Annotated in this window: 14 protein-coding genes; all 14 read right to left on the reverse strand. The window is 35.4% G+C overall.

Features of this window, described 5'->3' with window-relative positions; all coding sequences use genetic code 11:
* Positions 1 to 62: 62 nt before the first annotated feature.
* Positions 63 to 1,142 (reverse strand): iron-containing alcohol dehydrogenase family protein, encoded by a 1,080-nt coding sequence (locus KW2_RS07530; RefSeq protein WP_021037531.1) that lies wholly within the window; start codon positions 1,140 to 1,142, stop codon positions 63 to 65.
* A gap of 105 nt (positions 1,143 to 1,247) precedes the next feature.
* On the reverse strand, positions 1,248 to 1,766 hold the full coding sequence (locus KW2_RS07535) for a hypothetical protein (protein WP_021037532.1): 519 nt from the start codon (positions 1,764 to 1,766) through the stop codon (positions 1,248 to 1,250).
* 110 nt (positions 1,767 to 1,876) lie between these two features.
* Positions 1,877 to 3,301: a C69 family dipeptidase gene (locus KW2_RS07540; RefSeq protein ID WP_021037533.1), complete on the reverse strand. Its 1,425-nt coding sequence runs from the start codon at positions 3,299 to 3,301 to the stop codon at positions 1,877 to 1,879.
* A gap of 122 nt (positions 3,302 to 3,423) precedes the next feature.
* The gene (locus KW2_RS07545; protein ID WP_021037534.1) at positions 3,424 to 4,632 is read right to left on the reverse strand and encodes a CCA tRNA nucleotidyltransferase; all 1,209 of its coding nucleotides are present in this window, start codon (positions 4,630 to 4,632) and stop codon (positions 3,424 to 3,426) included.
* 199 nt (positions 4,633 to 4,831) lie between these two features.
* Positions 4,832 to 5,374 (reverse strand): GNAT family N-acetyltransferase, encoded by a 543-nt coding sequence (locus KW2_RS07550; protein ID WP_021037535.1) that lies wholly within the window; start codon positions 5,372 to 5,374, stop codon positions 4,832 to 4,834.
* Positions 5,375 to 5,439: 65 nt separating this feature from the next.
* Positions 5,440 to 6,222: a 4-hydroxy-tetrahydrodipicolinate reductase gene (gene dapB, locus KW2_RS07555; RefSeq protein WP_011834885.1), complete on the reverse strand. Its 783-nt coding sequence runs from the start codon at positions 6,220 to 6,222 to the stop codon at positions 5,440 to 5,442.
* Positions 6,223 to 6,351: 129 nt separating this feature from the next.
* Positions 6,352 to 7,197 (reverse strand): DegV family protein, encoded by an 846-nt coding sequence (locus tag KW2_RS07560; protein ID WP_021037536.1) that lies wholly within the window; start codon positions 7,195 to 7,197, stop codon positions 6,352 to 6,354.
* 16 nt (positions 7,198 to 7,213) lie between these two features.
* The gene (locus KW2_RS07565; RefSeq protein WP_011834883.1) at positions 7,214 to 7,606 is read right to left on the reverse strand and encodes a DUF1149 family protein; all 393 of its coding nucleotides are present in this window, start codon (positions 7,604 to 7,606) and stop codon (positions 7,214 to 7,216) included.
* Positions 7,607 to 7,731: 125 nt separating this feature from the next.
* Positions 7,732 to 8,475, reverse strand: coding sequence for a tRNA (guanosine(37)-N1)-methyltransferase TrmD (trmD, locus tag KW2_RS07570; RefSeq protein WP_041168729.1), 744 nt, complete (start codon positions 8,473 to 8,475; stop codon positions 7,732 to 7,734).
* 4 nt (positions 8,476 to 8,479) lie between these two features.
* Positions 8,480 to 8,995, reverse strand: a complete 516-nt coding sequence (gene rimM, locus KW2_RS07575) for a ribosome maturation factor RimM (RefSeq protein ID WP_011676595.1) — start codon at positions 8,993 to 8,995, stop codon at positions 8,480 to 8,482.
* 184 nt (positions 8,996 to 9,179) lie between these two features.
* Positions 9,180 to 10,025, reverse strand: coding sequence for an alpha/beta hydrolase (locus KW2_RS07580; protein ID WP_011834880.1), 846 nt, complete (start codon positions 10,023 to 10,025; stop codon positions 9,180 to 9,182).
* Positions 10,026 to 10,050: 25 nt separating this feature from the next.
* Entirely contained in the window at positions 10,051 to 11,007 is a 957-nt protein-coding gene (gene hemH, locus KW2_RS07585) for a ferrochelatase (RefSeq protein ID WP_021037538.1), read from the reverse strand.
* Positions 11,008 to 11,206: 199 nt separating this feature from the next.
* Positions 11,207 to 11,446, reverse strand: a complete 240-nt coding sequence (locus tag KW2_RS07590; protein WP_011676598.1) for a KH domain-containing protein — start codon at positions 11,444 to 11,446, stop codon at positions 11,207 to 11,209.
* Positions 11,447 to 11,541: 95 nt separating this feature from the next.
* Entirely contained in the window at positions 11,542 to 11,814 is a 273-nt protein-coding gene (rpsP, locus tag KW2_RS07595; RefSeq protein WP_011834878.1) for a 30S ribosomal protein S16, read from the reverse strand.
* Between the last annotated feature and the right edge of the window lie 61 nt (positions 11,815 to 11,875).

Genomic DNA, 11,875 nt, shown 5'->3' on the forward strand with positions numbered 1-11,875 from the left:
TTAGATTTTTAAATCAAAAATCTGGTCAGTAACTTTGTATTTACTGACAGAACTTTCAGTAATTATTTTTTACTGACCAAGCTTTCCAGTACTTTTATCGCTGAGATTATTTTTTCCCCGCTCACTTTTTCATCGATTAAGCGATAAGATTCAACAGGACTAGCTGCAAATTCTGCCGCTTCTTTCAGTTTTTTCAAATTAGGATTGGATAAATTTATTTCTGCTAAAGAAGCAGGCAAATGGTTTTCTCGATAGAAAGGTAATAGTTTCTCAATTTCTAAATAGTCCCTTGTATAAGCCAATTGAACTAAAACACCATAAGCAACTTTTGAACCATGTAAAATAGCGTGCGTTTCTGGACAAAGCGAAAGTCCATTATGGAGCGCGTGAGCACCTGACATCCGCCCATAAGTTCCGGCAAATCCGCCCACTGTGCCCGAAAGTTCAATGATTGTGTCTACAATACGTCCAAAAGCTGGACTTACTTTTTGCATACTTAAATCCTCCAAAGCCGCCCTTGAATCTGCAAATAATATTTTAAAAATTTCTTTGGCACTGACAAAACCTAAACGAACGGAAGCTGACAATTCTTCTTGGGGGACTTGACGAATAATTCCTTCCATTTCATACCATTTTGCGAGTGTATCTCCAATTCCAGCAACAAAATAATCATAGGGAGTCGCTAATAAAAAATCATAATCCACTAAGGTCAAATAACTGACTTTATTTAAATATCCGACTTTATCAAAAGTATGGTCTGAATGATAAAGCGCAGCAACCGGTGTATAAGGTGCACAATTCGATACTAAAGTAGGAATGATTATCAACTCACAATCAAGCTCTTGTGCCACTACTTTACAAGTATCAATCAAACGCCCGCCCCCTATCGCAAGAATAGCCTCAACATTACCGATTTCTTTGGCTAGCTTTTTCCCGTTTTCAACAGATGCTGTGCCGTCATAATGAAAAATAGGATAAGAAAGAGTTTTAGGATAAAAATCTTGAAAAACTTGAAATGATTTCTCGCCAGTAATCACGGCAAGTTCCTTAAATGGCGCAAGGTAAGCTTCTAAATCTTGCAAAATTCCTTGACCACTCACGTATCTGTTTGCTCCGGGACGGACTTCTTCTGAGAGTTTCATAATTTTCCTCCTAATTAAATAATTATTTAGAATATTCTATCACTTAAGGCACAAAAAAACAACATTTAATTAAGTAAATGTTGTTTTTATTCTAAATCAATGTTTTTAGGCACTGTAATCCAGAGTTTTGATTATATTTCCCTTGTCATCTGTCAAATCAATTTGCAGTTTGGGTTGAGCTACTCCAGCCTTCTTCATTGAGTCTAAGACTTTATCTGCAACGTCCTTAACTTGATCACCACTTGCAAGTAAAAGGGCACCAACGGTTGCTTTATTAAGCTTAGAAGATTCTAAAGTATAGGTCAGCTTTGAGTCAGTACTCGTCGCTTTTGCCGAATTGATTAATCCCTGCGATTGACTCTTGATAGTATCCGAATTCTCATTTAATTTGCTTGCAATAGCCGACGGAGTAGCCGAACCAATTTGATCCGCTGCATCCGTTAAGTTTTGAGAATCTGGTATAAATTTTGCTGCAATATTATCTGTTTGACTGGAAATAACGTGTCGTCCTACCATTACAATACCAAAAACAATCAGAGCCAGAAATATAATAAGGGAGAGTAATATTGCAAATACTTTACCCCCTCTACGTTTCTTCTCTGTTTTTCTTTTTCTAGAATTCATTTATTTTCCTTTTCTAGCTTTGAGCTGTAATAGTATTATAGCATTTTGAAGTTAAAATAAAACTAAAAAAAGTAGTTTTTCAACTACTTTTTAAGATCTTTTAGATAAAATTAATCATTAAAGTCAAAACGTAATTTCATATTAGCTGAACCAAGAACAACCATACGTCCCAAAAGTTCCGTTTGTGCTTTGAAAGCAGTCTCTGCTAATTTTTCATTGGCTTGTGTCAAATACGCAATTTTATCTTCTGCAAACTCAAAGTTTTTATCAGTTTCATTTTGAATTTCATGGAATTTCGCCATGGTGTTTAATTCAAAAGTGTTGCGTAAATCAACAAATAAATCATAATTCGCATCACCAAGAACAGCTGTTGTTGCGCTCAACCAATACATATTTGTTGGATCATATTCTCCCTTCGCGTCACGATAAGAAGCTGGCGTATCATTAATTGCTGTGTAAAATGGTACAACATGATTGAAAGTATTTGCACCAAAAGCAAGCCATTGTACACCTGCGAGTTCAAAAGGAACATTATTTCTAACTTGCAAAATATGAACACTGTGATTTCGATTGATTCCGATTGGACGGAAAAGTTTTCTTTCTTCTGGACGATTTGTTGTGCCATAAGGGTCATATTTTGTATTTTCAAAATGACTTGACAAGACAAATTTCACATCTTCGACAGTGATTTTACGGCTAGCTTCACAAATGAATGGAAGTTCTTGATTTTGTGGGTCTTCAGATACATTTCCCAAGAAATTTTGACCATACCAAGTTCGAGGATTATTATAAACAGAGTCTTTGATTGAAGATGAACCAAAGATATGACGAAGATTATAATGACTTTCATAACCTTCAAAATCAGGGTTCAAATGATTTTCATCAATTAACTGTTTCAAATCATCAGAACACATATAATCATCATTATCAAATTTGAATTCGTCAATATTCATTCGATTTGGTGCCACCACATAAGAATCATCAGGAATGCGAACCGCTGCCCAATGATGTCCACCGATTGTCTCCAACCACCAAACTTCTTCATTGTCAGCAAAAGCAATCCCGTTTGGTTCATAGGTTCCGTAAGTTGTCAGTAATTGGCCTAAACGTTCGACTCCTTCGCGAGCACTTTTGATATAAGGCAAGACAAGAGTCACAAGGTCTTCTTCGCCCATCCCATTTTCCACATAAGGGTCAAGTCCGAGAATTCTTGGATTCGTAGTAATTGTTTCTGTTGCTGACATCGCAACATTTTCACTATTAATTCCTGCTGCAGGCCAAATACCTTCTTTTAGGACAGCATTGGGTGTTGAAGTATAGCGCAGAGGATTATCTGGCAAATCTAATTCTAAACCAGATAAGACTGCCTTATAATGACGCACTTGATTTTCTGGTTCAATGACAATAAAGCGTTGTGGATCAAGCGCTTCATGACCGTCATCATTACGGGCAATCATTGTTGACCCGTCAATTGAGGCTTTTTTCCCAACAAGCACTGTTGTACATGACCCTTTACGGCGATTTTCAATTTTCATATTAGTTCTCCCTTTATATTTTATAGAATACATTGATAGGAATATCAAAAATTGTGTCTCTAACAGAAATACAATATTAATTGATTTTTTTCAGAATTTCTATCAGTAAAATTTGTTAACTTTTATTTTTCAAGTTCAAGCATTTTTTTAACTTCTGTTAAAATTGCAATTTGCTCATTTTTCAACTCATTTTTAACTATTTTTTCTTCAATAGTTTTTAATATTTTTCCCAACTCTGGTCCGGGCTTAAGGGAAAATTCATCCATCAAATCTTTTCCAGCAATAACAATTTCTGATTTATCATGAATTTGCAATTGGTCATTAATAAAAACTGCTCGTTCTCTGTCAATATTCCTTCCAAAAGCAATTTTCAACTCATCAACCAGAAGTGCTTTTTCCAAACCAAAATGATAAAGACTGACCAAATCCCAATTTTCAAGTTCATAGGCTGAAACAAGGTCAGCTACATATTTTGAAAATTCATTTGATACCTTCCATTTGCGTAAAAAAGCCTTCACATCAATATTTGAAAATCTAGTCAGTAAGGCTGCCCATGCTTGTTCTGAATTTTTAAAGTGAAAATCTACTGACAGCTCTGTCAGCACTTTTTTTAAGGCTAAATCTTGAAAATCTGGTAAGTATTTCCATGCCTCTGATTCAATCAATAAAGTCAAACCATTGCGCCATTCACTCCCCAGCAATAATTTATCTAATTCGATAAATATTCGCTCAACCGAAATTTTTTCTAAGAGGTGAGAACGCTCACGCATGGCTGAAAAAGTTTTCTCTTCAATTTTAAAATCCAAAGTGGAAGCAAAACGCATGGCACGCATAATCCGTAAGGCATCTTCATTGAAACGCTCCAAAGCGCTCCCAACAGCTGTCAATCTTCGTTCTTTTAAATCTGTTAAACCATCAAATAAATCAATGATTTGACCCTCAAAATCACAGGCAAAAGCATTAACCGTAAAGTCGCGCCGTTTTAAATCCTCTCGTAAATCTCTGACGAAATCCACATGATCAGGTCGTCTGTAATCTGTATATTTTGATTCTGTCCGAAAAGTAGTAATTTCATAATGCTCGGCTTCCGATTTTCCAGCTAAAACAAGAACGGTTCCATGCTCAATACCGACATCGATAGTATAAGGAAAAATATCTTTTATCTCCTCAGGGTAAGCACTCGTTGCAATATCTACATCGTGAATCTCTCGCCCAAGCAATACATCCCGTACAGAACCTCCAACAAAATAAGCTTCAAAACCATGCTCGCTTATTTTTTCTAAAACCGGCTGAGCCTGTACAAACTCCTCGGGTAATTTTTCTAATTTCATATCTTTTATTTTATCATTTTTTATAGAAAAAGGGGCATAGCCCCATTATAGGCTTCCAATTTTACTGACAGAATTTTTGAATACTATTAAAATACTGACAAAAGCACATAAACTTCTAAGTAAAGACTAGTCAGTAAGAAAAAAGCACGCAAGCCCAAAAAAGGGTTGACGAACTTTTTCCGATTTTTATCAGTAATTTTTATTCCATTGACTTTTCCAAATTAATCCAATAACGACAAATTTCGTCTCCGTCAATTTCCACAGTATTTTCTAAGATTCCACCATTTGCTTCAATCGTTTTACGACTGGCCACATTTCCCTTGTCAGCAGAAATCATTACTTGAGAAATCAAACGTTTTTGATATTTGGGCAGGGCAAAATTGACCATTTTTTCAGCAATATGCTGACCTCTAAAATCAGGAGCGACACCATAACCAATATGCCCGCCCCATTCTAATAAAATTCCCTTTTCAATTTGCCAACGACAAGATATTTCACCAGCAATTTGTCCATCAACAAAAGCAAAATATTTAGTAGCTGTTGACCAGTCTGGCTTTTCGGCACTTATTTCCTCTTTCCGAATTTTTCCCACATATTTCGAAAAATTATCCAAATTAACCTCGGCATAAGTTTTTACAGCATCAATCTTAAAAGGACTTGTATCTGTTGACCAATTATGAATATAATCCATAAATGGCTCAGCATCACTTAAGTCTAATCTACGAATTTCCAAATTACTCATAAAGCACCCCACTAAAGGTTCTATTATAGAAAAGCTCTTGCAAACTTACTCTATCGTCAAAAAAATTATAAGTCTAAAAAGTGTTCTAAGCCATATTTTAGCTCAGAAACGGTCATCACTTTACGAATTCCAAGTGCAATTCCAGTCATAAAGCTTGAACGGTCGTAAGAGTCATGGCGCAAGGTCAATCCTTCACCTTTTGAGCCAAAAATGACTTCTTGATGAGCCACCAGACCAGGTAAGCGAACTGAATGAATCCTCATCCCCTCAAGAACAGCTCCCCGCGCCCCAACTAATGATTCTTTTTCATCTACTGCCCCTTGATGATGAGCCAGACGTTCCTCAGCCATCAATTCTGCCGTTTTTACAGCAGTTCCAGAGGGCGCATCCTTTTTACCATCATGATGTAACTCAATAATTTCTACATCTGGGAAATATTTCACGGCCTGTTTCGAGAATTGCATTAATAAAACCGCACCTAAGGCAAAATTAGGTGCAATTAGTCCACCCAGTTCTTTCTCCCTAGAAAATTTTATTAAACGTGCCACTTCATCCTCAGTAAATCCAGTTGTGCCCACAACAGGTCTTAAGCCATGTTCCAGCGCAAAATAAGTATTCTCATAAGCAACCTCTGGAGCTGTCAAATCCAGCCAAACGTCTGCTTCAATATTCTCTAGCTCCTCTTTTCGATTGAAGACAGGAACATCAAATGCCTCAGAAACTTCTTCTTTTCTCCCTAATAAAGCGACAAGTTCAAAATTAGGAGCGTTGAGAATCATTTGCACAGCCGTCGAACCCATTTTTCCACGAAATCCTGCCACAACCACTTTAATTTTATTCAAAATCATATCCTCACTCAAACATTTTATTATAATAAAAGAATTAACTAAGTAAATAAATCAGTATTTGTTAGTAACCGCTATTATTTCTATTATTCAGAATATTTCTCTTTACATAAAAGCACGTTTTTACGTGCTCTATTTTTTTGGAGAAATACCATAAGCTACAGTATTCAATCCTAAATGTGTTGCAATAACAGGACCAAAAGTAACTATTTCAACATCATCAAAACCTTGTGATAAAGCAAAGTCATAGAGCTCTTGTGCTCTTTCTTCTGCTCTAGTTTGAATGACATAAACCTTGTAGTCTGAAGGTTCTTGTACTTCTTTTAGTAAAAGTTCTTTCATGCGACTCATTGTTTTTTTCACAGTCCGAACTTTTTCAAAAACTTCTACTTTCCCTTCAGTACTAAAAGTTAATACTGGCTTAATATTCAATAAAGTACCAAGAACAGCCGCACCATTAGATAAACGCCCTCCTTTGGCTAACCAATGCAAATCATCAACGAGCATATAGGCGCGGTCGCCCTCTCTTTGTTCTTCAAACTTTGCAATAATCTCATCAAATTCTGCACCTGCTTGCGCCAAATCCAAAACAGTTTCAACCATGTAACCCAAAGGACTAGAGGTAATAAAAGTCTCAGGAAATAGAACTTTCATTTGTTCATATTCGCTTTGTAAGTAGAAAATATTTTGATAAAATCCAGAAATTGCAGCTGGCAAAAAGAGACCTAGAACGTGAGTATATCCTTGTTTTTCTAAATCTTTTAAAAGACTATCAAGTTCAGCTACACTAGGCTGTGAGGTTTTAGGTACTTCCTGAGCCTTGGCCATAAGGTCATACCATTCTTCATGAGAAATCTTTTGTAAATCGTAATCCACTCCATCAATTGAAATCGGAATATCCAAAACAAAAAGATTTTGATAAGTTTTATATTTTTCGGCAAAATCTGCCGACGAGTCAGTAATAACAGCTAATTTCATAAGTCAATTCTATTAATTAAAATTCTAAGTTAATTCCAGGCTGATCTAAAGCAACCTCGGTTGTTTCATAAACCAAACGTTGAAGAAGATCAAACAAAGGTGCAGCAAGTTGAGCTAATTCTTCTTGTTCAAGTTCTTCTTGTTCTTTGATGATTTTTCCGCGTACATAATTCAATTGACTTACAAAACCTGAAAGTACGATATTATCCAATACAATCAAGTAGGTTAAGACAGCATGAATCCCAGTATCTCCGTCACCCAATTTTTCAAGTTGTTCTTTAGGAACAAGTTGAAATTGAACATTTAGATTTGTTTCGGGCGTTCCATTTTCTTTTTCCCATTCATAATTACGAGCATCATAATGAAATTGGTTAACAAATTCTTGTTCTCTTTCAATTGTCAAAGTCATTTTAAAATTCCCCTATTTTTATTTTAAATTTAGTCATATTCCAATTCATGAACAATAAGAACACACATTTCATTATCCTAATTCAATAGGCATCCCCAATATTCACTAAAATTCTTAACACTACTTCATTCTACCACATCTTGAACATTTTCACGCAATAATTGTAGCATTTTTAGTTCTTCGTCATTAGGTTCGTATGTATCCAATAAATCTGGACGGCGCTCTAGTGTTTTTTTCAAAGATTCCCTCAAACGCCACTTGCGAATATTCTCATGATGACCGCTCATCAAGACTTCGGGAACCTTCATTCCTCTAAAATCTTCTGGGCGAGTGTATTGGGGATACTCTAAAAGCCCACTAGAAAATGAGTCATCTTCATGACTAGCCGCTTTCCCCAAAACACCAGGTATAAGACGAACAACAGCATCAATCATTACAGTTGCCGCCACTTCTCCTCCTGTTAAGACAAAGTCTCCCAAAGATACCTCATCTGTCACCAAAGTTTTAATTCGTTCATCATAGCCTTCGTAGTGTCCACAAATAAAGATTAATTGTTCTTCTTCTGACAATTCCTCAGCCATTTTTTGATCAAATTTTTTTCCGGCTGGATCTAAAAGAATCACCCTTGCAGGCTTTTCAGCTTTTTGTGGAATTTTATCCATCGTATCAAAGATAGGTTGAGGCATCAACAACATCCCTTGTCCCCCACCATAAGGCATATCATCGACATGTCGCTGTTTATTTGTGGCATTTTCGCGAAAATCATGAGTGTGTAATTCTAAAATACCTTTATCTTGAGCCTTGCCAACTATTGACTGGTTAAGTGGACCAAACATATCAGGAAAAATACTTAAAATATCAATTCTCATGCTCTTAGTCATCCAATCCTTCCATGATGTCCACATCAACTCGATGCTGAGCCACATCTACTTTCAGGACAACAGGTGGGATATAAGGTAAAAGTAAATCACGTTTTCCTTTACGTTTAACGACCCAGACATCATTGGCACCTGGTTGAAGAATTTCAGAGATTTGACCAATTAAAATGTCATTTTCATAAACATCACTTCCAATAATTTCATGATAGTAAAATTCCCCATCATTTAACTCTTCTTGATTTTCTTGCGCAATTTTAACAACATAACCTTTATATTTTTCGACATCATTGATATGATAAAATCCTTCAAATTTGACCACATAAAAATTCTTTTGTAATCGACCAGATTTCACTTTTAAATCTTGAATATAGTTATCTTTATCATCAAAAAGTGCTAATACTGCCCCTTTTGAAAAGCGTTCATTAGCAAAATCTGTTGATGGTAGTACTCGAACTTCACCTTGAAGTCCCTGTGTATTAACAATTGTTCCTACTTTGTAAAAGTTTTCCATTCCCTAATTATAACATATCAACTAAGCCCTGATTTAAATGAAACTATTTTTGAGCAGATTTCTTTTAAAGAATACAAAATTTTAAAATTTTTGAAATATAAAGGGTTCAATTTTCAGCAGCAAATATAAAATCATAAAATAAAAAAGCTATTCAAAATTAAATAGCCTTTTATTTTACTCAGTCTTATTCAAGCAGGAAAGCCTTCATTTTGTCAATAAAAGCATCTGCTTTAGTATCTAAATGAAGGGCATGATAGCCCTCAGCAACTTCAACTAATTCCAAATTAGCACCAGCATTTTCAGCAAAGGAACGAATCGCTAACGGTGAACAAATTTGGTCTTCTTCTCCACAAAATAATAAGGTCGGTATCTTTAACTGCTCGGCCTGACTTTGGGCAAAACGTCCTGCTTCCATAATTTGTGAAAACAAACGTAAAGATAATAGTTCATGATATATTCCATCTTTAGTCACTAAATCAACTAAGTCACTCCGATGAGAGATTGCATCAACTTTAAGTCCCGTACGAACTCTAATTTTTGAATTAAATTTCCCTAAAACTTGAGCCAACTTTTGTAGGGGAATAGCCGGTGGATTTGTCAAGGCAAGCCAAGGAGATTCAATAACTGCTTTTTGATAAAGTTTTTGATTTTCAACATTTCTCAGCAGAACATTCAGTGAAATATTTCCTCCCATACTGTGTCCGAAGAGATAAACTGGTAATTTGGGATATCTTTTGCCAATTATTTTTCGGACTTCTAAGGCATCACTAATAAAGTTTTCATAATTTCTTGCTCGTCCTTGAAGTTTAGGTTTAGCTGCTGCTAGAACCCCATGTCCTCTTTGGTCGTGCATAAAGCAAACAAAACCAGCATTAACTAATTCATTGATTAAATATAAATAATGACCCGTATATTCGCCAAAACCATGAACTAATTGCACCACGCCTTTTGCTTTTTCTTGTGGTTCAAAAATTCCAAGACGAATCCGATAGTGATCTTTCATTGAAATAATTTCATACTGTTTCTTCATTAAGCATTTCCTTTTACTCTAAATTTTAAACTTCAACTTCAACTTTATTTTTCTCGATTACTTCACTTAGTACTTTAGTAAATTCTAAAGAATCGTTAAATGGATGGACAAAATCAAAAGTCTCGCCCCCATTTTCCACAAAGACTTCTTTATTTTCAATTTCTAATTCAAATAAAGTTTCCAAACAATCCGCCACAAAAGCTGGAGAACAAATTAATACCTTCTTTGTATCTTCTTTAGGAAGTTCAGCAATTCTATCGATTGTTGCAGGCTCTAACCATTTCTCAGGACCAAATTTTGATTGGTAAGTATGCTCGTATTCTTCTTCCTTTAAGCCTAATTTTTCAACAACTAGCCGTGTAGTTTCTATACATTGTGCCTCATAAGCATCTTTCTTCTTCGTTACATACGATAGTGGAATGCCATGGTAGCTAAGAATAAGCTTATCATAATGATTGGCTTGCCATTTTTCTCTGATAGACTCTGCCAGTAAGTCTGTATAAGATTCAATCTGATGAAAATCTCGAATAACATTAATTTTGTCATCTATTTTCTTAACTTGTTGAATAATTGGCTCAACGGTTGTTAATGAGTATTGAGGATAGAGTGGGAGTACAGTAATATCCTCAACTCCTGATTCTTTCATCTCTCTAATGACCTTATCAATGCGGGGCTCTCCGTAGGTCATGGCAAAGCGAACATCAAAGTCTTCACGAAGTTCTTGTAATTGTTCGGTTTGAGCTATTGTGTAGCTCATCAAAGGTGAACCCTCGTCAGTCCAGATTTGTTTATACATCTCTGCTGATTTTTGCGGTCTTACTTTTAAAATAATACCATTCAAAATTGGAAGCCAAAGCCATCTTGGTTTTTGAATGACGAGTGGGTCACCCAAAAATTCTTTTAAATATTCCCTTACATCCTCTGTCTCACAAGAACGAGGCGTCCCTAAAGCTACTAATAAAATTCCTTTTTTCTTATCCATTATCCACCTATATAAAAATCAGTTAATTTATATTTATCACTGATTATTTCTACAATTATTAATCAATATTTTTTCATTCTAGCATATTTTTGGGGACAATAAAAGGAAAGTCTAAATAACTATTTTATTTCTCAAAAGAACGTTCCGTTTTCCAAAAATAAAAGAACTCATCAATGATGAGTTCTTTTATTTTTACTTATTATTGGTCCACGAGGAGTCGAACTTTTTTCCCTTCAACAGGAACAAAGTATACAACTGTACGAATGGCCTGAATAATTCGACCTTGACGTCCAATTATTCTTCCAATATCTCCGTCAGCAACTTTGAGATGGTATTCCATAAACTCTTCACCTTCAATAATTTCCAAAGAAACTTCATCAGGCTGAGTCACCAAAGGTTTTACAATAGTTAAAACGAGTTCTTTCACATCTTTTTGCATTTCTTACCTCTACTCTAACTTGAAAGTTATTCAAGTCCATTTTATGTGATTTTTAGATTCACGAAAAGCTGCTAAAAAGCAGCTTATCTCAAAAATTATTTAGAAAGTTTTGATTCGTGGAATTTTTTCATAACGCCCGCTTTTGAAAGAAGGTTACGAACTGTATCTGAAGGTTGTGCTCCGTTGCTCAACCATTCCAATACGCGTTCTTCTTTAAGAGTTACTTGGTTTTCAGTTACAAGTGGATTGTAAGTTCCAACTGTTTCGATGAATTTACCATCACGTGGTGCACGTGAATCAGCAACATTAATACGGTAGAAAGGTTTTTTCTTAGAACCCATACGAGTCAAACGAATTTTTACAGACATTTTATATTTCCTATTTCTTTTTTATTATATTTAATATTATAGCAGACTAATTTCATGCTGT

It is taken from the genome of Lactococcus cremoris subsp. cremoris KW2, assembly GCF_000468955.1.
GTDB classification, from domain to species: Bacteria; Bacillota; Bacilli; order Lactobacillales; family Streptococcaceae; genus Lactococcus; species Lactococcus cremoris.

Bases quoted from the DNA above. Each gene is read 5' to 3' on its own strand.
- KW2_RS07550 (WP_021037535.1), bottom strand. From the start codon at position 5,374: ATGAGTAATTTGGAAATTCGTAGATTAGACTTAAGTGATGCTGAGCCA.
- KW2_RS07540 (WP_021037533.1), bottom strand. From the start codon at position 3,301: ATGAAAATTGAAAATCGCCGTAAAGGGTCATGTACAACAGTGCTTGTT.
- hemH (WP_021037538.1), bottom strand. From the start codon at position 11,007: ATGGATAAGAAAAAAGGAATTTTATTAGTAGCTTTAGGGACGCCTCGT.
- dapB (WP_011834885.1), bottom strand. From the start codon at position 6,222: ATGATTTTGAATAAAATTAAAGTGGTTGTGGCAGGATTTCGTGGAAAA.
- KW2_RS07590 (WP_011676598.1), bottom strand. From the start codon at position 11,446: ATGCAAAAAGATGTGAAAGAACTCGTTTTAACTATTGTAAAACCTTTG.
- rpsP (WP_011834878.1), bottom strand. From the start codon at position 11,814: ATGTCTGTAAAAATTCGTTTGACTCGTATGGGTTCTAAGAAAAAACCT.
- KW2_RS07565 (WP_011834883.1), bottom strand. From the start codon at position 7,606: ATGACTTTGACAATTGAAAGAGAACAAGAATTTGTTAACCAATTTCAT.
- rimM (WP_011676595.1), bottom strand. From the start codon at position 8,995: ATGGAAAACTTTTACAAAGTAGGAACAATTGTTAATACACAGGGACTT.
- KW2_RS07545 (WP_021037534.1), bottom strand. From the start codon at position 4,632: ATGAAATTAGAAAAATTACCCGAGGAGTTTGTACAGGCTCAGCCGGTT.
- KW2_RS07530 (WP_021037531.1), bottom strand. From the start codon at position 1,142: ATGAAACTCTCAGAAGAAGTCCGTCCCGGAGCAAACAGATACGTGAGT.
- KW2_RS07560 (WP_021037536.1), bottom strand. From the start codon at position 7,197: ATGAAATTAGCTGTTATTACTGACTCGTCGGCAGATTTTGCCGAAAAA.
- trmD (WP_041168729.1), bottom strand. From the start codon at position 8,475: ATGAGAATTGATATTTTAAGTATTTTTCCTGATATGTTTGGTCCACTT.
- KW2_RS07535 (WP_021037532.1), bottom strand. From the start codon at position 1,766: ATGAATTCTAGAAAAAGAAAAACAGAGAAGAAACGTAGAGGGGGTAAA.
- KW2_RS07580 (WP_011834880.1), bottom strand. From the start codon at position 10,025: ATGAAGAAACAGTATGAAATTATTTCAATGAAAGATCACTATCGGATT.